Genomic DNA, 23,171 nt, shown 5'->3' on the forward strand with positions numbered 1-23,171 from the left:
CAAGTGCGTAATTTGAATAGGAAAGAAAACTAATGAGCAACATCGAAGAACGTGTAAAGAAAATCATTGTAGAGCAACTGGGCGTTAAAGAAGAAGACGTTAAGCCAGCGGCATCTTTCGTTGACGATCTGGGTGCAGATTCTCTGGACACTGTTGAGTTGGTTATGGCTCTGGAAGAAGAGTTTGATACCGAGATCCCTGATGAAGAAGCTGAAAAGATCACTACTGTTCAAGCAGCGATCGACTACGTTTCTAAGAATCAGTAATTCTGAATTCTTGAAGACAGGCGGCATTTTTGCCGCCTGTTTTTGTTTTACCCCCGTCAAATTCTGCCTCCGTGCCATTCAATCGTCTCTGGATCCTGTTTTAATTGTTATCCACGAGATGCTCGCCGCAGATTGGCGAATTTTTCTAAATAAAAATTATTTAAGAAATTGTCTAATGATAGAAAACCCTGTGTCCTCTATCTGAATTAACAAATTAGCATTTAAAGGTGACTGCCGTGTCTAAACGTCGTGTAGTGGTAACCGGTTTGGGGTTAGTAACTCCAGTGGGCAATACTGTCGATACTACTTGGAAGGCTTTGCTTTCGGGTAAGAGTGGTATTGCACCGATAACCAAATTTGATGCCAGTGAATTTACCACTCGTTTCAGTGGTTCAGTAAAAAATTTCGATGTTGAGCAATACGTAACGAAAAAAGACGCCCGTAAGATGGACCTCTTTATTCAATACGGTATGGCGGCTGGCATCCAAGCTATCCAAGACTCAGGTCTGGACATGAGTAAAGAAAACCCTGGTCGTGTCGGTACTGCTATTGGTGCGGGTATGGGCGGTATGTGGTTGATTGAACAAGGTCACAGCGCATTGATGAATGGTGGCCCGCGTAAGGTTTCTCCTTTTTTCGTACCTAGTACCATCATCAATATGATTTCGGGCCACTTGTCGATCATGTTTGGCATGAAAGGGCCAAATTTCGCCGTGACGACCGCTTGTACTACGGGCGTGCATAATATCGGTTTCGCGGCGCGTACCATTGCCTATGGCGATGCAGACGTGATGGTTGCAGGCGGTGCTGAGGATGTCACTTCTCCTTTAGGCGTGGCAGGTTTTGGTGCAGCGAAAGCGTTATCGACACGCAATGACGATCCGACTGCGGCGAGCCGTCCATGGGATAAAGACCGTGATGGTTTTGTGATCGGTGATGGCGCTGGTGTGATGGTGATGGAAGAGTACGAACACGCAAAAGCGCGCGGTGCGACCATTTACGGCGAATTAGTCGGTTTTGGTATGAGCGGTGATGCGTTCCATATGACATCGCCTCCAAGTGACGGAGCAGGCGCTGCGGCTGCTATGGTCAATGCCATTAATGACGCTAAGTTATCACTGGAGCAAATTGGTTATATCAATGCCCACGGTACTTCGACGCCAGCTGGTGATAAAGCGGAAGCGGCAGCGGTTAAGTCAGTATTTGGCGACCACGCTTATAAAGTACTGGTTAGCTCGACTAAATCGATGACGGGTCACCTGTTAGGTGCTGCGGGTGCGGTTGAAGCGATTTTCACTTTGCTAGCACTGCGCGACCAAGCCGTACCGCCAACCATCAACTTGGATAATCCAGATGAAGGTTGTGACTTAGACTTTGTCGCCCACACAGCCCGTGACGTGAAGATGGATTATGCTCTGTGTAATTCCTTCGGTTTTGGTGGGACTAACGGTTCATTACTGTTCAAGAAAGTGTAAAACACGTATTTGTGGTGTAAAAAATAGTGAAAAAATGCGCCTGAGGGCGCATTTTTTATGGGTCAAATTCATTGCTCATGTGAGTTGAATTCCGTTATCTTATGGCTTTATTGTGATAGATGTCACTTTCTAACTGTATGATATCCATAATGTTAACATTTGTTCATCAAGCTTGTTTAATTCTAGTGACCACAGATAATGACAGACATATTCAATCTTAATGGAGTGTGTCATGTTAAATCCCGCGGTGATCCCGCTTGTTCCCCTCATTGGCGCATTAACTGCCAATCTGACCGAATTGATCCGTGGTGAGTTTAAAGTGTGGCATCCAAACATGGACATTGGGATCAAGACTTTTACCTTAGCAATCGCTGCTTACGTGGTGGTTTGGTTTGCCTTATTGGTGACGGCGATTAATGTCGGTGGCGACAGCAATATGTCCTCTGGCCTCGAAGTGCTGGGTTTCTTTATGTTTGGCTTAGGCGTTTACACTTTTGCGAAGGGTACGCGTTTCGTCAGTAGTGAACTTCAACTATGGATTTATCGTTTAGCGTTGCCGAGTTTATTGCTTTGCTGCGTGCTTATTAGCCACTTTGGTTAAATCGAATTTTTTGACGAGGTCAATCGTAATTATTTTTACGCTAATGGCGCTTTCTATCGTAAACTCAGCTTATTGCACGAAACATTGAGCCACAGTGGCTGAATAAGTTGAGGTTATATGGCTGGTATAGATAGACAAAGTACCCTGAGATTTTTGTCAGAGCCTGCGGATGTGAATTTTGGTGGTAAAGTTCACGGCGGCGCTGTGATGAAGTGGATCGATCTCGCGGCCTATGCCTGTGCAGCGGGCTGGAGCGGTAAATATTGTATTACTGCTTATGCGGGCGGTATTCGTTTTGTGCAACCCATTTTGGTGGGCAATATCGTTGAAGTCAGCGCAAAAGTGATTTATACGGGTAAAACTTCTATGCATATCGGTATCGATGTGCGAGCGGGCGATCCTAAAGTTTCTGAGCGTCATCTCACCACCCATTGTATTGTGATCATGGTAGCAGTTGATGAAGATGGCCTACCTACGCCTGTGCCTGAGTGGATACCACAGACGGAACATGATATTCATTTGCGTGATTCTGCACTGCGTTTGATGGAAATGCGTAAAAAGATTGGCGCCGAAATGGAAGCCCATGTGGTGAAATAGCCCCATAAATTAAAACAACAAAGGCGCTTAAGGCGCCTTTGTTGTTTCTAGCGAAAAGTGCGTTTATCACTCGCTTCGATTTCACTCTGACGTTACCGTTGATGAATGTTAAACTGCGGCCACTATTTTGAATCGATTCACTTTGTTTATCTATTTAAGGATCAGCTCATGGCAAAAGTCGCATTTATTGGTTTAGGCGTAATGGGATATCCCATGGCGAGGCATTTACTGAACAAAGGCCATGAGGTCACTGTTTATAATCGTACTTTTACCAAGGCGCAAACTTGGGTCGACACCTATGGTGGTCGCTGCTGTCCAACACCAAAGGAAGCGGCAGAGGGTCAAGATATAGTGTTTACTTGCGTGGGCAATGATAACGATCTGCGTGAAGTGGTATTAGGGCATGATGGCGCTATTCACGGTATGGAAAAGGGCACTGTGCTGGTTGACCATACTACGGCTTCGGCCGATGTCGCTCGTGAGCTTCATCAAGTGTTAGCGGAAAAGGGCATTGATTTCCTCGATGCGCCCGTGTCTGGCGGTCAAGCGGGCGCTGAAAATGGCGCCTTGACTGTGATGGTCGGCGGCGATGAAGCGGTATTTGAGCGTGTTAAACCCGTGATTGAAGCCTTTGCCCGCTGCGCCGAACGTTTAGGTGAGGTTGGTGCAGGTCAGTTAACTAAGATGGTGAACCAAATTTGTATCGCGGGTGTGGTGCAAGGTTTGGCAGAAGCGCTGCAATTTGCCCGTAAAGCGGGACTCGATGGCGAGAAAGTCATTGAAGTGATTAGCAAAGGCGCGGCGCAAAGCTGGCAGATGGAAAATCGCTACAAGACTATGTGGGGCCAAAGCTATGATTTTGGTTTTGCCGTCGATTGGATGCGTAAAGACTTAGGCATCGCCTTAGAAGAAGCCCGCCGCAATGGTTCACACTTGCCATTGACCGCTTTGGTGGATCAATTCTATTCAGAAGTGCAGGGCATGGGCGGTAACCGTTGGGATACGTCTAGCTTGTTGGCGCGCTTAGAAAAAACGGCGAAATAAGCTTTACCTTAAGTTTTATCGTTATAAAAACTTAGGTTTCGTAGTGATAAAACTCTGGTTTCGCAGTGATAGGTTTTGCAATGATAAAAATGCCCAGTCTCGATTGCGTTGGCAAATAGGACTGGGCATTTTTGTGTGTATCGTTTTTTGACTAGGACATTAAGAGCTAGGATATTTAATCGTTAGTCTTTCCAGCGAATATGGGTCACTAAACTGTGGGTTTCACCTGGTGCAAGCACGACTTTATCTTCTAATACATTGGCCGCTTCTAGGCAGACCATGGTCAGATAATCCTCCGGATTAAATCGGCCCAGGCGTTGTGACTTTTCAATCCATGGGTTCCATAATACGGCGGATTGGCTGTTTTCACTGCTGACTTCGATTGTGCCCTGCGGCGTATGCAATAACTGCACTGGGCCGAGATCGGTATAGACACGATCTGTCTCGCGATCAAACAGCACTTCATCCGTGGTTTGCGGATAAGGCCCTTGTGTAAATTCGATGTATTTTGACCCACTAAAACCGCTGGCTTTGAGTTGGTGGATATCCTCAATCGGGAAATAGCTGTGCAGGGCTTGGGTAAGCGTGACTGTTTCATCGCCTAAGTTGGTATTCACAAGGCTAATGCTCAGGGTGTCGCCTAGGGTAAATAACACGCAGACCTCAGTGTTATGCGGCCAATAGATTTTATCTTGCTCACTGACTTTTAAGCTAAAACGTAAATCCACTAACTGATTACGCATTTCTACCGATTCCAGCGCCCAAATACGGGTACGGGCGAAACCGTGTTGGGGAAAGTTCGCTTCACTACTCATGCCAAACCAAGGCCAGCATACGGGTACACCACCACGGATCCCATTACCGGGTTGATAATCGTCAGCCGATGAAACCCACAGCAAAGGTGGTTTGCCTACGGGTTGAAAATAGTCTATTTGCGCGCCCTGCAAAAAAATTCTTGCCTGACATAACGCCGTATTCACTTCGACATAATCGAGCCCGTTGGCGTGCTTTTTAGTAGTGACAGAACCCATAGTAACAATATCCTTAACTCTGCTGACATATCAGAAAAACAGGCAGTTAGCTTACAAAGTTTTCCGCGATAACATAAGGCTTTGTTGCGATCAATTTACGGTTTCGCTGTTCGTTTGTGTAAACAAAAGTCTGTGGCGGATACTGAGGTGCTTTCTTTTTCGGCAGATTTAGCTAAAGTGGTCAGAGCACCAAAGTGGTCAGATCACTTAGTTGAGTTGCAGTCTAACAAGAAAAGGGAAGCGATTATGCCAGTCTATCAAGCGCCGCTGCGCGACTATCAATTTATCCTCGATGAAATGTTACATATTTATCAGCAAGATGCACTCAAGGGGTTCGATGAAATCGATCCAGATCTTGTCGATGCGATCCTGCAAGGTATGGCCGACTTTAGTACTGAAGTGATGTTACCGCTCAATAGTGTCGGCGATCTGCAAGGCTGTAAGTTGGTCGATGGTAAGGTGATTACACCGGAAGGATTTGATAATGCCTATCGGCAGTTTGTTGATAATGGCTGGCCGACGCTGACCTGCGATCCTGAATATGGCGGCCAAGGCTTACCCGAAGTGGTGGGGATTTTTGCCACTGAGATACAAACGGCAACCAATATGGCCTTTGCCATGTATCCCGGTTTGACCCATGGCGCCTATGCCGCCATCCATGCCCACGGCAGTGATGCGCTCAAGCAAAAATATTTAAGCAAATTAGTCAGCGGTGAATGGACGGGAACCATGAACTTGACTGAGTCCCACGCCGGTACTGACTTAGCCTTATTACGCACCAAAGCCGTGCCAGTATCCGAAGGCGTTTTTGCCATTACTGGCGAGAAGATTTTTATCTCCTCAGGCGATCATCAACTCACCGACAACATAGTGCACCTCGTATTAGCTCGTTTGCCGGATGCGCCTGAAGGCGTGAAGGGCATATCTTTGTTCGCAGTGCCTAAAGTATTAGTGAATAACGATGGTAGTTTAGGCGCACCGAACACTTTATATGCCAGTGGCCTTGAACATAAGATGGGCATTCACGGTAACTCAACTTGTGTAATGGTATTTGAAGGTGCATTGGGTGAGCTTGTCGGCGAGCCACACCAAGGACTGCGAGCCATGTTTACTATGATGAACCAAGCGCGTTTAGGTGTGGGCGTGCAAGGGCTGGGCGTCTCTGAGATTGCCTATCAAAATGCGCTGGCCTATGCCAAAGATAGATTACAGAGCCGCGCCTTAAGCGGTGCCAAAGCACCCGAAAAAGCCGCCGATCCGATTTTGGTTCACGGCGATGTGCGCCGTATGTTGCTGTCGCAAAAAGCCTTTAATGAAGGCGCAAGAGCCTTAGTTGGACAACAAGCTTTGTGGCTCGATGAAGCTGAGCGCCATACCGATCCCGCCAAAGCGAAAGCGGCATCCCAGTTAGCGGCCCTGTTCACGCCCGTTGTGAAAGGTTTTATCACTAACCGTGGTTTTAATGCCTGTGTCGATGCGCAGCAAGTGTTTGGTGGACATGGTTATATCCATGAGTGGGGCATGGAGCAATTTGTGCGTGATAGCCGTATTGCGCTGATTTATGAAGGCACTAACGGCATTCAGGCGCTGGATTTAGTGGGGCGTAAGTTACTTAGCGACCGCGGCGCGGCGATGCAGCAATGGTCGGCGTTAGTGACAGAGTTTATTAAGTCACATAGCACGAATGCGGCGATGCAACCTTACGTGAGTGGTTTAATGGATTGTGCGGGTGATTTGCAAAAGGCTAGTGGTTATTTAGCTGCACAAGCTGCGACCAATCCTGACATTATCGGCGCAGCCTCTATGGCTTATCTGGAGTTATTTGGGGTGACTGCACTGGCATGGATGTGGGCCAGAAGTGCCGCGGTGGCATTAGCGGCGTTGGAGCAGGGCACCGAAGAAACCGCATTTTACCAAGCTAAATTGAAAACTGCCGATTTCTACATGGCTTACTGGGCGGTGCAAGGTCGCAGTCTGCGTAAGCAAATTGAGCAGGCGAGTGAAATGCTAACTCAATTGGATGAAGCTATCTTTTAAGCATTCACCTTATAGGCTGAGTTAAGCCCTTGCTTAAAAGCAGCTCAACAACAGTCAAAACCAGCGTCTTGTCGCTGGTTTTTATTTTTATATCGTTTAAATCTTTAACTTATTGTTTTCTTAGGTTGTACACAAGTAATCAGCTTGATGCTGTGAGTCTCTGTCTCATTCCACATTAAAACTTCCATCGAAGGTTTGTGTTACTGGCGCTCTCTTTGTTTGAGTCATAACCAAACATCAAAAGGATTATGTGGGTTGATGTCGATGATTTATTAAACGCGTTTCACAATTGTGTAAATTCAAATGATAATTATTGTTATTCGCAAATCATTCTTTATAATGACGGCCAATTCGTTTGAATACATTTGTAAACCCTTTGGTTTATGCCATTTTTATGCGCTCGCGCTGGGGACATTCTGTGAAGACTCGTTTCGCCTACTCATTAATCGCACTTGCACTCGCTCAACATCAGTCGGCATTTGCCGCTGAAACCGTACTCGATAAAGAGGCTCCACAGCAGACCTTGTCTACAAGCTCACCCGTTGCAAGTCCTGCATCGACTGAGCCTGCAGCCTATGAGCAAGTTAAATTGGCTGCACCTGAGCGAATTGCCGTTCATGGCCGCGCGATGCAAATGTACGTCGATAAAGAAACAACGGTTGGCACTAAGACGGCGATTAATGTGATGGAATTGCCGCAGTCGGTGCAAGTGCTGACCGAGCAGTTAATCGTTGACCAAGCAGCGCGCAATATTACCGATTTATACCGCTCAATCGCTGGCGTAAGTGAGTTCAGTTATTCTGGCGTGACCTTTCGCGGTTTCCGTGACGATGCCAACGTCTTTTATGATGGGGTAAGGGGCGATCCCTATTCGGGATTTTCTGTGCCGCAACTGTTTAATGTGCAGCGGGTTGAAGTGTTAAAAGGCCCTGCATCCGCACTTTATGGCGGCGGTGAACCCGGCGGCATGATCAACTATGTCACTAAAAAACCAACCTTTGTCGAGAGTAAAGAGCTGACCTTAAGTACGGGCAGCGAGGATATGATGGGCGGCTCGCTGGATTTCACCGGTGGCTTAACCCAAAATCTTGCCTATCGCTTTGGCGCCTATTATCAGCAGGAAGATAGCTTTCGAAATAATGCCGATAGCCAAAATGCCGAAGTGGCGGGTGGGTTACTCTACGAAATCAGTGATGATACTAAGCTCACTACCACTTTCGATATTATTAAGCAGGATTTAGGTGGCAATCGACTGCGCGGCGTTCCTGTCGATAATGACGGTAACTTCCTGGTTGCGCCATCCTATAATGCCAATGAGAAGAGTGACTTCCAGAAGATGGATGCACTGGTGCTGCAATCGATTCTCGATCATCAATTTACCGATAATTTCTCGGTCAAGACTCAGATCCGTTATCTGAATAATGATTCCACGCAGCAATATCATGAATCGAGAGGTTGGGCGACCTTAGATGCCAATAAAAAGCCCATTATGGGTGATGGCACCATTAAGCGTGAATACCGAGTTCAAGTACGGGCTAATGATGAAATCAGTTTAACCAATGATTTTGTCTATGCATTCGATGCTTTAGGTTTTGAACATGAATTCCTGTTCGGCGGCGACTATCACTATGTCGAAACCGAATATCAGTACAAATTGGCGACTGATAAAGATGGTGTTGGTAACCTGAATATTTTTGACCTTAACTATGGTGAAACCAACCCTAATAGTTACAACTTGAAGGATAAAAATACCGATGGTACCCGCGCTAACCGTTACGGCATTTATGTACAGGAACATCTGCACTTTAATGAACAGTGGTCATTGATTGCTGGTTTGCGTTTTAGCCAGTTTGATGATTATGATAAAAATACCGGGTTCTCTTTCAGCGATAACGCGATAACGCCAAGAGCAGGGCTTAATTATCGTCCAATCGATTCAATGTCCTTTTATTTGAATTACTCAGAGAGCTTCAATCCAGCATCTTTAACCAATCAAGCTGAAGATATTGGTGACGGTTTCCTCGATCCAGAAACGGGCAATCAAATTGAACTTGGGATGAAAAATGAATGGCTTGATGGCCAGTTTATGACCACGCTTGCTGTGTATCGTATTGAAAAACAAAATGTCGCCCAAGCTAACCCTTTAGATACTGGCGATGACGATGGTATTCCCGCTTTACTTAATTTGGGTGAAGTACACAGTCAAGGCCTTGAATGGACGCTGGTGGGGGATTTAACCGATAACCTGACCGTCACGGCAAACTATGCCTATAACGAGACCGAAGTGGTTAAAGGGGTAACGAACGACAGTTTAACCAATACGTTTGATAGTAAGCACTTTGCCAATGCGCCACGCCATCAAGCAGGGATATGGACCCGTTACGATATTAATGCACTCGATTCGGCGATTGCCTTTGGCATGGATTACGTGGGTGAACAGTTCAGCCTCGATGGCCAAACGGTGAAGCCCCATACGATTTTTGACATGAGCTGGACGACCCAGTGGGATCAAACTCAAGTTCGCTTAAATCTTAAAAATATCTTCGATAAAGAATATGCCGTCAGTGGTTTTAGCGAGCGTAATGGCCATTTCCCCGGTGAGCCGCGTAATATCACGCTTGAACTGAGTCATAAGTTTTAATGCATTGATGTAAAAATAGCTTGTTCGTTAAGGATGATGAGCAAGCTGGAGCGAATGGGTTAATCTTGCGCGAATAACCGCCGTAGCTCTCTGTCTGTATTCGTGCCTTGAGCATGGATTAACCTTGTGTGACTTATCATCTTAATAGTTTTTATCTATTAAGATGATAGTTTCTATCCGTTATCATTTCTGATTCAGCTTGTTTAGACTCGCCTTATATGAATTATTCGATAAGGTTTTCCTATGCACGCCGTCAGCCACTTAGCCTCCAAAGACCCTCAATCTAACGCTAGCCCACAGGTGGCCCTGATTGCAGAAGGTGGTGGTCAGCGCGGTATATTCACCGCAGGCGTGCTCGATGCTTGGCTTGATGGCGGATTCGATCCCTTTGATTTGTTTATCGGTACCTCAGCAGGCTCACAGAATCTCAGCAGTTTTTTGGCCCGCCAAAAGGGGTATGCCAAACGCTTAATCCGCGGTTTATCGCGCCATAAACGTTTCTATCGACTTGGTCGCGGGTTAGTCGGCGGCAATGTAGTCGATTTAGATTGGTATTTTGAGCAGACTCGACAAGGGATGTTTAAATTAGATCTTAACGCGGCGGCAGCCTCACTCGGTCATCGGCAGTTACTGATCACAACTACGAATGCCAGTGATCGCAAAGGTTATTTTTTAAGTCCAAGCAGTAAAAGCCAGTGGCGCGAATTGCTAAAAGCTTCTAGCGCATTACCATTTTTGTATAAACAAGGGGTGAAACTCACGCCTTGGCTGAGTGACCGCGCCTGTAATAGCGACAAGGCTTCTAATAACGGCGCGGCTAATCATAACGCTTCTGATAACAGCGCCTCTGATCATGGCACTGCATTAAGCGAAGGTATTGATAGTGATTTTTATCTCGACGGCGGTTTAGCTGCGCCTTTACCTGTGCGTGAGGCCTATCGTCGTGGTGCCCGCAAAATTGTGGTGATCCGTACTGTGAGCGAGGATTTTCAGGCGCAATCGGCTTGGGTTCACAAATTAAAATCTTGGATTTGTGTTTCTGGCTTTTGTCCGAAAACCATAGATTACTTAGTGCAGCACGAACAAGCCTATCAGGATGAATTGGATTTCATCGCTAATCCGCCAGAGGATGTGGAGATAGTGCAGATTTTTGCTGCTGAAAATTTGCAAAGTAAATTGCTGGGCAGTACCGATGCGGATTTACGCCATGATTATCATGCGGGGCTGAGTGCCGGAAAGCAGTTTTTAAGCTTAGATCCGATGGCGTTGACGCAGATGAATGTTCATTTTCAAACTCAAGTGCAAATCAACGACAAGACTCAAATTCATACTAACGCTCATACTCAGGCTCAAATCCAGCCATTCAGTGCGCTGTCGGCCTAGTTTGGTATTTTAGCTAAGTCACCATTTTGTACGTGAGTAAGCAATAAAAGTAAAAAGCATCAAAATACAAGCGCCACCCTAGGGTGGCGCTTGTGGTTGGCTGTATTAACCAGTTCATCAATCTAGCTCATTAACCTAATTTATGAACTTAGTCCTTCAACGTTAGGCTATTAATAACTTGAGGTGTGTACAGAGCGTACTGCTCGGCCTGATGGGTCGATAATGCCGCGTAAGCTTTCGTCCCAAGCCAATGCTTCTGGCGTTGAACAGGCGACGGATTTACCGCCTGGAACCGTTTCTGCAGCGCCGCTCAGTGGATAATGTTCCTCAAAGAAGCAGCGATAGAAATAAGCTTCTTTGGTTTCTGGCGTGTTGTATGGGAAACGGAATTTCGCGTTCGCCAATTGTAAATCATCCACACGCGCTGCAGCTTGTTCTTTCAAACCGTCAATCCAAGAGTAGCCAACGCCGTCACTGAATTGTTCCTTCTGACGCCACGCTACTTCTTTTGGCAATTTGTGCTCAAAGGCTTTACGCAGAATATGTTTCTCAATACGGCCATCCTTAGACATTTTCGCTTCAGGGTTGATGCGCATCGCCACATCCATAAACTCTTTATCGAGGAAGGGCACGCGAGCTTCTAATCCCCAAGCGGCCATGGCTTTGTTGGCTCGCAGACAATCGAACAGATGCAGCTTATCGAGTTTGCGGACTAACTCCTCGTGGAATGCCTGTGCGTTTGGCGCTTTATGGAAGTATAAATAGCCGCCAAATAGCTCGTCAGCACCTTCACCCGATAACACCATCTTAATGCCCATCGCTTTGATTTTACGTGCCATTAAATACATTGGCGTGGCAGCACGTATGGTGGTGACATCGTAGGTTTCTAAGTGATAGATCACTTCTTTAATCGCATCTAAGCCTTCTTGGAAGGTGAAATGGATCTCATGGTGAATCGTACCAATCGCTTCGGCGACCTTTTTGGCGGCGATTAAATCTGGCGCACCTTCAAGGCCGACGGCAAAGGAATGCAACTGTGGCCACCAAGCGTTGGTTTCGCCATCGTCTTCAATGCGGCGTTTAGCAAAGGTTTGCGTCACGGCAGAAATGATCGATGAATCTAAGCCACCTGATAGCAACACACCATAGGGCACGTCTGACATTAATTGGCGTTTGACCGCTGCTTCTAATGCATCACGTAATTCTTCTTGGCTGGCTGGGTTATCTTTAACCGCATCATAGCTTTGCCAATCGCGGCTATAGTATTTAACGGCTTCACCATCTTTTGAATACAGATACTGGCCCGGTAAGAATTCTTCTACCGTTTTACACACTGGCATCAAGGCTTTCATTTCGGAGGCAACATAGAAGTTACCCGCAGCGTCACGACCTGTGTATAGCGGGATGATACCCATGTGATCGCGGCCGATAAGGTATCTGTCTTGGGCTTTGTCATATAACACAAAGGCGAAGATACCGTTTAATTTATCAAGAAATTCAGTGCCGTATTCTTGATACAGCGCCAAGATTACTTCGCAGTCAGAGTTGGTTTGATAGCTGTACTTATCGCCTAGCTGGGCTTTCAATTCTTTGTGGTTATAGATTTCGCCGTTGACCGCAAGGATCAAACTGCCATCTTCAGTCAGCAGCGGCTGAGCACCGTGTTCAATGTCAACAATCGCTAAACGTTCGTGGGCAAGAATTGCCTTATCACTGGCATAAATACCTGACCAGTCAGGGCCACGGTGGCGCATTAGCTTAGACATTTCTAGCGCGACTTGGCGCAGTTCTTTGGCATCAGATTGGATATCTAAAATCGAAAAGATTGAACACATAGTACAACTCCCACACTGTCTGTCATTTGAGGATGTCTCAATTGAGGTTTAATGTGCCAGCAATTTAGGTATTTGCCAAACACTATTTTTGACGTTTTATCTGTTTATTGGTGTTTTTGTTGATTTAGATGTTTATGTTTAATAATTTTATTTGAGAATAATTCATTTAATTTGCATTATTTTTGATGATTTGTTTTTATTATCTGATTTGGCATGAGGGGTTTTGGGGAATTCACAATGTGTTTTAAAAAAGTATCGATGATAGAAAAACCGCTAAAAAAGACCTTAAACAATGAGTTGCCCCGTTTAAGTGTTTTATTTTTAATCAATTAATGCGCCGAGTTTGACATCAACCAATGGCATAAGACTATTCAGAATTGTGTGGCAGGATGGATATTTCGCGATAACGGCATTTTTTGTGGGCTGAAAACAAAAAAGCACGTGAATGGTTCACGTGCTTGTAGGTCTTGTTTGGCGCTTTGGCTGGCGGAGGAGGCGCTTTATTTCACCGGTGCGACTAGCAGGCGCCAAGTAAGAGACGACTAACTAAGCTGTCTCTCGTAAGAAGCCACTGACTCAGCCTGTTATTTTGCGTCCGTTACAAGCGTCGTTTTGGCTGGGCGCAGGCTATTGAATTCTGTGCCTTGATAGTATCCCGGCCAATCTTTACTGTTGCCCAATGTGCGTGTGACTTGGTAGTAGATTTGCAAGTCTTGCAGCGCGCCGCTTAAATCCCAATCTTCACGATATTCATCGCAGACATTGTGATAACAGCCCTTCATTGTGGCTTGCATCTGGGTTTTATAAGCAGCCGTGGCTTCGTCAACGGGGTTGCTACCGCCGCCAGCAAATACCGCTGGCACGCCAAGTTTGGCAAAGCTGAAATGATCTGAGCGGAAGAAACCGCCCGAAGCGGAATTTTTCTCACCCATGGCGATGCGGTTTTGTTGTTTCGCCGCATCGATAAGGTAGGTTTCTAACTCAGATTTACCTTTGCCAACGATGGTAAAGTCATTGGTTTTACCGTAGATATTCGTGCTGTCGAGGTTTAACACTGCCACGGTTTTGTCGATAGGGTAAAGTGGATTGGCGGCGTAATAGCGCGAACCGAGTAAGCCCTGTTCTTCACCTGTGGTGGCAATAAAGGTGACCGAGCGCGCTAAACCATGGCCTTGTTTGGCATTGTCGGCTAATTGTCTGGCGATTTCGAGAATGCCGGCAGTGCCCGAGGCATTATCCATGGCGCCGTTATAAATTTTATCGCCTGTTTTCGTCTCGTCTTTACCTATGTGATCCCAATGGGCGGTAAACAAGATTTGCTCGTCGGCTTGTGTGCTGCCGGGGAGTGTGGCGACCACATTGTAGCTATTTGCGTATTCGGCTTTATTTTTAAAGGCGATGTTGGCCGTTTGTTCAAGGGATAAATTGATTGAGCTGTCGGCGGCGCGCGCCATTAAATTAGGCAGTGATAAACCGGCTTTATCGAACAGTTGTGTAGCCGCGTCCAATGTAAGCCAGCCTTCGACTTGGATACGGCTATCTTGTTCTGCTTTACTGAGGACCAGATCTTGCTGTGGTCCAGTCCAACTATTTTCTATCACGGACCAAGGGTAAGAAGCTGGCTCGGTATCATGGATAATCAGTGCGCCGAGTGCGCCTTGTCGACTGGCCTCTTCAAATTTGTAGCTCCAACGGCCGTAATAGGTCATGGCTTTGCCGTTGAATTTACCCGAGTCAGGGCGAGCAAAGCCGGGATCGTTCACTAAGATCACCGCGATTTTGCCTTTCATGTCGAGATCTTGGTAATCATTCCAACCATATTCAGGGGCGTTCACCCCATAGCCGACGAAGACTAATGGTGCGTTCTCAATACTAATACCACCGTTATCGTGGCGACTGCTGAGCACTAGATCTTTTCGGTATTTAAAGGGTAATCCTGCCAGCGTAACTTGCTGCGCTTCATCTGCTGTATAGCTCACCATAGGCACTGGTTGTAAAAAGCTGCCTTTGTATGCGCCCTTGAGTCCCATCTCTGTAAAGGCTTTGGTCAAATAATCCAAGGTGAGTTTTTCACCGTGAGTGGTGGGCGCGCGGCCTTCAAATTCATCGGATGACAGGGCTTTAATATCATTTCTAAAGCGCGCTTCATTAAACTGTACTGGTTTGAGTTCAGCCAAAGTGCTGTTGCCATCAGGCTCTGGTGCATTAGGACTACAGGCACTGAGCATGGCCAGCGCACAGAGTGGATACAGACGTCGCATAGGTTAATCCTACTGTTGTTTTAATTAAGGTATTTTAGATTTATGTTAATCAATCAGAAGCGAGACTTATCATGAAGCAAGCCGCGGTGAGCCACAAGGCTGAGCGGCAGGTGAATGTGTTACTTAATGTTGCTTTACCCTATGCAATACGCCTTTGGGCTTGGCGTGTTGCATGGGTAATGTTTAAACGACTGGGAAGGATGAATTGCTAGACGTAGGATTAGACATCTGTTTAAACAACGTCTATATCGCCAGCGCAGGCAAACACATGGTTCGGGCGGAAGGGTTCTTTGTCGATATCTTCAAGCTTACTCACGCCACTGGTGACCAGAATGGTTTCAAGCCCTGCTTGGAAGCCCGCCAAAATATCGGTACGCATATTGTCGCCTATGATGACAGTGTCTTCCGAGTGCCCATCGATATGATTAAGTGCAGAGCGAATAATCCAAGCACTCGGTTTGCCCACGTAGAAAGGTTTCTTACCGGTAATACGTTCGATGGGTGAGCAGAGTGCACCACAAGCAGGGCTGTAGGCTGGACCGTGAGTATCGGGGTTAGTGGCAATAAAGCGCGCGCCGCGTGCGATGAAGCCTGCCGCTTTATGGATCATCTCCCAGTTGTAGGAGCGGGTTTCACCGACAATCACAAAATCGGGGTTAATATCGGTAATGGTAAAGCCTGCTTTGTAGAGTTCGTGGGTGAGGGCGCCTTCGCCAATGACATAGGCCTTGCTGCCTTCTTGGTGTTTTAAAAAGTCGGCGGTGGCCATGGCAGAGGTGTAAAAGCATTCTTCAGGAATATCAATACCGGCGGCACTTAAACGGTTTTGAAGATCCTTACCCGTTTGTACGGGATAGTTAGTCAATATCACTAACGGATTGCCTTGCTCTAAAATGCGCTGGATAAATTTGTCGCTGCCGGGGATCAGTTTATTGTCGTGCAGTAGTACACCATCGATATCGCAGATAATATTTTTCATCTAATAGTCTCTTGTCATGCCGATCAAAAATCACTTTTTCGTTAAGTTATCTAATGCCACATTTCCTCAGAAAACAATGCTTTTGTTGAAAATAGTTAAAAAAATAGAGACCCGAAGGTCTCTATTTTTTTGATTGGTACAACTTACGGTCAAGTGGAACTAATCGGGCGCGTAACCGCTTGGGCCGATAAGGTTGCCATCGAGATAGGCTTGGCCATTTTGCATGTTAAGACGTTGTTGACTAAACCATTTCACCACGAGCGGATAAATGGCATGTTCTTGCTCATGCACGCGGGCGGCGAGCATATCAGCGGTATCGTCTTCATAAACAGGCACTTTGGCCTGTAATATCACTGGGCCTGCATCCAGCTCAGGCGTGACAAAATGCACGCTAGCACCATGTTCGCTATCGTTCGCGTCTATGGCACGTTGATGGGTGTTTAAGCCAGTATATTTAGGTAGCAGCGAAGGATGAATATTGATCATGCGACCTAGGTAATGATTCACGAAATCATCAGTTAAGATCCGCATAAATCCCGCCAACACGATTAAATCGGGCTGATACTTTTCAATCACTGTCATTAAACGTGCATCGTATTCAGAGCGAGATTCACCTTGGTGAGCTATCACGCAGCTGGTATCAATTTCGCCATGATGGGCGCGCACTAGGCCATAGGCATCGGGTTTATTACTGATGACTCCGACAACTTCGGCCTGCAGATTATCATCGCAACCGTCGATAACCGCTTGCAGGTTACTGCCATTTCCGGAAATTAATACAACTACACGACAGCTCTGGGGCATTACAGGATCTCCACTTGCTCTTCATTGCCTTCACGATGTGCGATAGCACCGATAAGCCATGCTTGTTCGCCTTCTGCAGCCAGTAATGCAAGTGCTGCATCCACTTTATCGGCTGGCAGCGCGACTAACATGCCGACGCCACAGTTGAAGGTGCGATACATTTCGTATTCTGCAATGTTGCCATTTTCCATTAACCAACTGAAAACAGCGGGCCATTGCCATGAATCGCCTTGGATAACCGCTTTTAAATTATCTGGCAGTACGCGCGGGATGTTTTCCCAGAAGCCGCCGCCAGTAATGTGCGCCATCGCATGGACATCAGATGCTTCAATCAGTTTGAGCAATGATTTTACGTAAATTTTGGTTGGCTCAAGTAGATGTTCAATCAGCGGTTTGCCGTTGAGATCTTGTTGAGGGTCTGCTTGGCTCACTTCTAATACTTTACGTACTAAAGAGTAACCATTTGAATGAGGGCCGCTTGAGGCTAATGCAATAAGTGCATCACCCGCTGCCACTTTGCTACCGTCAATAATGTCGGCTTTTTCAACTACACCCACGCAGAAACCCGCTAGGTCGTAATCTTCACCTTCATACATGCCTGGCATTTCAGCGGTTTCACCGCCAATTAACGCACAACCAGATTGGAAACAACCTTCGCCGATGCCATTGACGACGGACGTTGCCGTTTCAACATCGAGTTTGCCTGTTGCGTAGTAATCGAGGAAAAACAGTGGCTCAGCGCCTTGGACGATCAGATCGTTCACACACATGGCGACTAAGTCTATGCCGACAGTGTCATGTTTTTTATAGTCGATAGCTAAACGTAATTTAGTCCCAACACCATCGGTGCCAGAGACTAAAACCGGTTGTTTGTATTTAGTGGGGATTTCACACAGGGCGCCAAAACCACCTAAGTTGCCCATAACTTCTGGACGACGGGTACGTTTAACGGCTGCTTTAATGTTACTTACCAGTGCATTACCTGCATCAATATCAACGCCGGCATCTTTATAGCTCAGTGGGGTAGGTGTGCTCACGGAGGGATCCTCTCGGGTACATCGTTATTGGATTTTATGCGGCGGTATTCTACCAGCTTGTGCTAGGGGTCGAAAGTCATGATTTGGATTTATGCCCCTCGGCGGAGTTTTTTTGGTCTGAATGCGAGATATTCTATTTTTAGAGGTCTTAAGTTTGATCACAAAATAGTAAATCACAGTAGGTATCTTAGACGATTGGGGATTATTCTTGGGAGATAGCTCACGATTAGACCGAATGGCAAAACTTTCTGTTTTACCTAGTAAACAAATCAACTAGAATCTGAAAAATTTGCCTAAAATAATACGCCGAAAAATAAGCAGGAGAGAAAAATGAAAGTTGTCGAGGTTAAACATCCTTTAGTGCGTCACAAAATCGGTTTAATGCGCGAAGGTGACATTAGCACTAAACGTTTCCGTGAACTAGCCGCCGAAGTGGGTAGTTTATTAACCTATGAAGCTACCGCAGATTTCGAAACTGAAACGGTGACGATTGAAGGCTGGAATGGTCCGGTTGAGGTCGATCAAATCAAAGGTAAAAAAGTCACTGTCGTGCCAATTTTACGTGCGGGTTTGGGTATGATGGACGGCGTACTCGAGCACATTCCAAGTGCGCGTATCTCAGTTGTCGGTATTTACCGTGATGAAGAGACCCTTGAGCCAGTGCCTTATTTTGAGAAGCTGGCCAGCGACATGAACGAGCGTATCGCTTTAGTTGTCGACCCTATGTTGGCGACAGGTGGTTCTATGATTGCGACCGTCGATTTATTGAAAAAGCGCGGTTGTACTTCAATTAAGGCCTTAGTGCTAGTGGCTGCGCCTGAAGGCATTAAAGCCTTAGAAGCGGCGCATCCGGATATCGAATTATATACTGCCGCTATCGATAGATGCTTAAACGAGAAAGGTTATATCCTGCCTGGTCTTGGTGATGCGGGCGATAAAATCTTTGGTACTAAATAGCCAAAGTTGCTAAATAATCTGAGTTGCTGATGCTCAATTGAGCGGATGTGGTCAGTAAGGGAGCCTAGGCTCCCTTTTTGTTTTTGTTCAATACAGAAATAACAACTTTATCTTAAGCTGCTAAAGTTTAGAATAAGCTAAATAATAATTATCTATTGAAGTTGTTTTTATTGGCTTATTTTGCAATGTTATTGATCGCAGTTTACGTTTTGTGCAAGGTACATTGTCGGTAGAACAGGGATTAAGAGGAATTATGGGAAATTCGGCTCTCAACTGGTTATTATTGCGTCGATCATTTGAATTTGCGACCCTCTTGTTTGTCGTACTCCTACTTATTCTATTACCGATTAAAATCGATAGAGAGCATAAATCCTTTGTGTCTTTTGTAAAAAATGAGCAACTTACACCGAGTTATATTGAACTGCTCGGTAAAAGCTTATCTCTGCACGATATTATTGATTTCAATAAATCCTCTTTAGCGCTTTTTCAACTTGACCCTTCCAGATTAATGCTGCCGCAAGGGGGAGTGCTTTCCGCAGAAGAAGAACAAGTCTTACGCTACTTTGATTATCTCTATTCCAGTAAAAAGACCAATGCCGAAGATATATTCCTGTATGTGGGACTTTATCGCAGTGATGCCATGTATTTTGCCACCCCAATTCCTGAGGACGTAAAAGCGCGGCTGATTAAAGACCGTACTTCAACGAATGAGTTTTGTCAGAGTCTGCACTATTGCGCGAAAGACGCGACCCCAGAGTCCTTAGCCGATGGAATCGTATTATCCATTCCTTATCAAGATGAAGTTAGTGGGAAAGTCATTTTATCGATGGCATCACCGATTTCATCATCTAATGATCCTAATCATTTCATCGGTGATGTTATTGCTGACACGGCCCTAATGACGTCGGTTTTTATGCGTAATAAACATGTTGAATTGCAGAAAACGGATTATGGTACTGAGTTGGTGATCACGACAGATAGCCTTTGGGCTGAACTGACGCCGGAGTTCTTGTTTTATTCGATGACAAATCATTTAGATAACATGACTTCACTGACATATAAAATCAGTATATTTCGTTTCATTGTGTGGAATTTACCCCTGTGGTTTTTGTTATCTATCGTGATCTTCTTTGTTCAAATTAATATCAATCGTTTTAGGAAACTTCATACTGAGCGCCAACGGTTTAGTGAAGCGATGTTATTGGATGCTTTTACTCGAACCTATAATAAGAAAGTCTATGAGACCACACTGTTTGATGTCGCGACTAAGGGGCATTATGCGGTGATCTGCGTGGATGGCGACAAAATCAAAACCATTAATGATACCTATGGGCATAAACTCGGGGATATGGCGATCATGCAAATTGTTGATGCGATGCGCAGTGTATTTCGAGAAAATGATTTGTTAATCAGAACCGGCGGTGATGAGTTTGTCGTCATCTTGGCTAATTGTACTTTTGAACGGGCCTTATTGTTGGCTGAACATTTACGTCAGGCGGTCGCAGAGCGGCAGTTTTTAAATGTGCTGACAGTCTCCTGCGGTGTGGCTGATTCGCAAGATTATGCTTCCTTTGAGGCAGTGCTACAAGCGGCGGATAAAGCGTTATATGAGGATAAAAAGAATAAGCAAGGAAGTCGCAAACTTGACCCGACACCTTAATTATCACGTTCATTATTACGTGAGTTATTACGTGAGTTATTACGTGAGTTATCGAGTGAATCAGTGAGTTAACCAGCTGCCCGCAATAAAGTGAATACCCGAGATAAAAAACAGCGCGGAGAATGCCGCGCTGTTGTTACTTTCTAATACGGTAATGTAAACATCTGCGATAACACTTACAACACCATGGCTGCAATCCAACCAAACACTAATAGTGGAATATTGTAGTGGATAAATGTTGGTATCACGCTGTCACGAATGTGATCGTGTTGACCATCGGCATTCAAACCTGCAGTGGGACCTAAGGTGGAATCTGATGCTGGCGAGCCCGCATCACCCAGCGCGGCGGCAGTGCCAACTAACGCGATTGTGGCCGCTACTGAAAAACCAAAACTTAATGCCAATGGTACATATATCGTCGCGATAATTGGAATGGTGGAGAAAGACGACCCAATTCCCATAGTGATCAGTAGACCAACCAGTAACATCAAGAAGGCTGCGAGGGCTTTATTATCCCCAATGATGTCGCTAAGCGAGGCCACAAGCGTACCCACTTCACCGGTTTCTTTCACTACAGCGGCAAAGCCAGCTGCTGAAATCATGATAAAGCCGATATTGGCCATCATTCGCACACCTTGGTTGAAGATATCTTGGTCGGCGACATGCTTCAAGGCACCCGAAAAACTGAAAATCATGAAGCCGACTAATGCACCAAAAATCATAGAGTCAGTTTCAAGTTGTACGACGAGAGTGGCTAATATCGCCAGTGCAGCAATGATGATATTGCGTTTGTTGAGATTTTCTTCAGGTTCAGCGACTAACACTTTTGCCTCGTCGTAAGTCCGAGGTTTACGGTAACTGATGAATACTGCTGTGAGTAACCCTACGACCATACCCGCCGCTGGAATTAACATGGCTGGCGGAATTTGCTCGCGAGCAGCGGCTAAGCCATTGCTGGTTAAGTTGGAAAGCAGAATATCATTTAAGAAAATGCCACCAAAACCAATCGGTAAAATCATATAGGTGGTGACTAGGCCGAAGGTTAGAACACAAGCCACAAGGCGGCGGTCGATGTTCAGTTTGGTCATCACATGTAATAGTGGTGGCACTAAAATCGGAATGAAGGCGATATGGATCGGTAAAATATTCTGTGAAGCCATCGACATGACGAGTAGCGATAACAGCAGTAACCAGCGTATCCAGTTAGTGTTTGTGGGATTAGGATCTTGTCCAAGGCTACTAATGATGCTTCTGGAAATCAGCGTCGTTAAGCCTGAATGCGATAGTGCGACAGCGAAAGCACCTAATAATGCATAACTGAGCGCAATTTGTGCACCGCCACCTAAGCCTGTATTAAAGGCATCTATAGTTTGGTGCAGATCCATTCCGCCTACCAATCCCGCCACGAGGGCGCTCACGGTCAGGGCAATAACCACATTCACCCTAGCTAAACTGAGTGCTAACATTAAGCACACTGCAATTACGACTGCATTCATTATCAATTTTCTTAATTCTTTAAGCCAAAGGAGCTATTTTCGACTGCAAAGGCAGTGGATGTCCAGTTTGCCGAGGGCTTATCTGAAAAATATCTGAAAATGTGATCATGCTGGGTTTTGTCTGTTAGCCGAATGTGGATTGCTCCGCACACAGGATACGCAGATTGCTCTATCCTTAGTCAGGCAAAACGGAAATACCCTTGAAAAATGTGATATTGGTCTTAAATAGGTTGTAAGGCACAGCACACGACTTATAATGCCTAAGGATTTGATTGGTAAGAACACCTTTTAATCAGTAAGGATTTAACTTGACCTAGGTTGAGAACATACTGGCTAGAAGGCATCTTGCCTTACACTTAGTTCAACTCATAGATGGAGATATAAAATGAGCGTATTAGTAGGCCGTCAGGCTCCTGATTTTACTGCTGCAGCTGTATTAGGTTCTGGCGAAATCGTTGATAGCTTTAACTTGACTGCAGCCATCAAAGGCAAACCAGCCGTCGTATTCTTCTATCCACTTGACTTCACTTTCGTTTGCCCATCAGAGTTGATCGCTTTTGATCACCGTATGGAAGAGTTCACTAAGCGTGGCGTAGAAGTGATTGGTGTGTCTATCGATTCTCAGTTTACCCACAATGCATGGCGTAACACCCCAGTTGAAAAAGGCGGTATTGGCCAAGTTAAATACACGCTAGTGGCTGATGTTAAACATGAAATCTGCAAAGCATACGATGTTGAGCATCCAGAAGCGGGTGTGGCTTTCCGTGGTTCATTCTTGATCGACAAAGAAGGCATGGTTCGTCACCAAGTTGTTAACGATCTGCCATTAGGCCGTAACGTTGATGAAATGCTACGTATGATCGATGCACTGCAATTCCATGAAGAGCACGGTGATGTTTGTCCTGCTGGCTGGGAAAAAGGCGATAAAGGTATGAATGCAAGCACTGAAGGTGTTGCTGCTTACCTGTCTGAAAACGCAAGCTCACTGTAATTAGTACTTTTCTAATCACAGTCGCCTGTTAAATGAAAAAAGCTGCCAATGGCAGCTTTTTTGTTTTTTCATTGCT

The 23,171-nt window shown here is 45.7% G+C and carries 18 protein-coding genes; 11 read left to right on the plus strand and 7 right to left on the minus strand.

Going from position 1 to position 23,171, the window contains the following annotated elements:
* Positions 1-32: 32 nt before the first annotated feature.
* The 5 genes from acpP (at position 33) to L5M51_RS00730 (ending at position 3,983) form a co-directional block, all read left to right on the plus strand.
* Positions 33-266, plus strand: a complete 234-nt coding sequence (gene acpP / locus L5M51_RS00710; protein ID WP_006081231.1) for an acyl carrier protein — start codon at positions 33-35, stop codon at positions 264-266.
* 236 nt (positions 267-502) lie between these two features.
* On the plus strand, positions 503-1,741 hold the full coding sequence (gene fabF, locus L5M51_RS00715) for a beta-ketoacyl-ACP synthase II (RefSeq protein ID WP_107947104.1): 1,239 nt from the start codon (positions 503-505) through the stop codon (positions 1,739-1,741).
* Positions 1,742-1,973: 232 nt separating this feature from the next.
* Positions 1,974-2,342: a hypothetical protein gene (locus L5M51_RS00720; protein WP_168823881.1), complete on the plus strand. Its 369-nt coding sequence runs from the start codon at positions 1,974-1,976 to the stop codon at positions 2,340-2,342.
* A 117-nt stretch (positions 2,343-2,459) separates the two neighbouring features.
* Positions 2,460-2,939 (plus strand): acyl-CoA thioesterase, encoded by a 480-nt coding sequence (locus tag L5M51_RS00725; protein WP_105252855.1) that lies wholly within the window; start codon positions 2,460-2,462, stop codon positions 2,937-2,939.
* Between the two features lie 168 nt (positions 2,940-3,107).
* Positions 3,108-3,983, plus strand: a complete 876-nt coding sequence (locus L5M51_RS00730) for an NAD(P)-dependent oxidoreductase (protein WP_263171128.1) — start codon at positions 3,108-3,110, stop codon at positions 3,981-3,983.
* 182 nt (positions 3,984-4,165) lie between these two features.
* On the opposite strand, the gene L5M51_RS00735 is transcribed toward L5M51_RS00730, so the two are convergent.
* Entirely contained in the window at positions 4,166-5,014 is an 849-nt protein-coding gene (locus L5M51_RS00735) for a D-hexose-6-phosphate mutarotase (RefSeq protein ID WP_263171130.1), read from the minus strand.
* A gap of 246 nt (positions 5,015-5,260) precedes the next feature.
* Here L5M51_RS00735 and L5M51_RS00740 point away from each other — a divergent pair, with 246 nt between their 5' ends.
* The 3 genes from L5M51_RS00740 to L5M51_RS00750 all read left to right on the plus strand — a co-directional run bounded on the left by L5M51_RS00740 (position 5,261) and on the right by L5M51_RS00750 (position 11,075).
* On the plus strand, positions 5,261-7,051 hold the full coding sequence (locus L5M51_RS00740; protein ID WP_263171555.1) for an acyl-CoA dehydrogenase C-terminal domain-containing protein: 1,791 nt from the start codon (positions 5,261-5,263) through the stop codon (positions 7,049-7,051).
* A gap of 394 nt (positions 7,052-7,445) precedes the next feature.
* On the plus strand, positions 7,446-9,692 hold the full coding sequence (locus L5M51_RS00745; protein ID WP_263171557.1) for a TonB-dependent siderophore receptor: 2,247 nt from the start codon (positions 7,446-7,448) through the stop codon (positions 9,690-9,692).
* 243 nt (positions 9,693-9,935) lie between these two features.
* Positions 9,936-11,075: a patatin family protein gene (locus tag L5M51_RS00750; protein ID WP_198572251.1), complete on the plus strand. Its 1,140-nt coding sequence runs from the start codon at positions 9,936-9,938 to the stop codon at positions 11,073-11,075.
* Positions 11,076-11,245: 170 nt separating this feature from the next.
* Here L5M51_RS00750 and asnB read toward each other — a convergent pair whose 3' ends face one another.
* From asnB to purM, 5 genes are all read right to left on the minus strand, one after another.
* Entirely contained in the window at positions 11,246-12,910 is a 1,665-nt protein-coding gene (asnB, locus tag L5M51_RS00755) for an asparagine synthase B (RefSeq protein ID WP_263144563.1), read from the minus strand.
* A 584-nt stretch (positions 12,911-13,494) separates the two neighbouring features.
* On the minus strand, positions 13,495-15,171 hold the full coding sequence (locus L5M51_RS00760) for a M28 family metallopeptidase (RefSeq protein WP_263171133.1): 1,677 nt from the start codon (positions 15,169-15,171) through the stop codon (positions 13,495-13,497).
* A gap of 232 nt (positions 15,172-15,403) precedes the next feature.
* Positions 15,404-16,150 carry an HAD-IIA family hydrolase gene (locus L5M51_RS00765; RefSeq protein ID WP_028760358.1) on the minus strand — a complete coding sequence of 249 codons (747 nt, stop codon included), beginning with the start codon at positions 16,148-16,150 and terminating at the stop codon, positions 15,404-15,406.
* 159 nt (positions 16,151-16,309) lie between these two features.
* Positions 16,310-16,954: a phosphoribosylglycinamide formyltransferase gene (gene purN, locus L5M51_RS00770; RefSeq protein ID WP_028760357.1), complete on the minus strand. Its 645-nt coding sequence runs from the start codon at positions 16,952-16,954 to the stop codon at positions 16,310-16,312.
* Positions 16,954-17,991, minus strand: coding sequence for a phosphoribosylformylglycinamidine cyclo-ligase (gene purM, locus L5M51_RS00775; RefSeq protein ID WP_113938786.1), 1,038 nt, complete (start codon positions 17,989-17,991; stop codon positions 16,954-16,956). The genes purN and purM overlap by 1 nt, the downstream gene beginning before the upstream one ends.
* A 330-nt stretch (positions 17,992-18,321) precedes the next feature.
* Here purM and upp point away from each other — a divergent pair, with 330 nt between their 5' ends.
* The gene (gene upp, locus L5M51_RS00780) at positions 18,322-18,948 is read left to right on the plus strand and encodes a uracil phosphoribosyltransferase (protein WP_011789711.1); all 627 of its coding nucleotides are present in this window, start codon (positions 18,322-18,324) and stop codon (positions 18,946-18,948) included.
* Positions 18,949-19,201: 253 nt separating this feature from the next.
* On the plus strand, positions 19,202-20,608 hold the full coding sequence (locus L5M51_RS00785; RefSeq protein ID WP_173496536.1) for a GGDEF domain-containing protein: 1,407 nt from the start codon (positions 19,202-19,204) through the stop codon (positions 20,606-20,608).
* 176 nt (positions 20,609-20,784) lie between these two features.
* Here the strand turns inward: L5M51_RS00785 and L5M51_RS00790 are convergent, their stop codons facing one another.
* Positions 20,785-22,104, minus strand: coding sequence for a Na+/H+ antiporter family protein (locus L5M51_RS00790; protein ID WP_263171135.1), 1,320 nt, complete (start codon positions 22,102-22,104; stop codon positions 20,785-20,787).
* Between the two features lie 385 nt (positions 22,105-22,489).
* Between L5M51_RS00790 and L5M51_RS00795 the strand changes: the two genes are divergently transcribed.
* Positions 22,490-23,095, plus strand: a complete 606-nt coding sequence (locus L5M51_RS00795) for a peroxiredoxin C (protein ID WP_006081247.1) — start codon at positions 22,490-22,492, stop codon at positions 23,093-23,095.
* Positions 23,096-23,171 lie beyond the last annotated feature (76 nt).

It is taken from the genome of Shewanella sp. SM73, from assembly GCF_025653795.1.
In the GTDB taxonomy this organism is placed as follows: domain Bacteria; phylum Pseudomonadota; class Gammaproteobacteria; order Enterobacterales; family Shewanellaceae; genus Shewanella; species Shewanella oncorhynchi.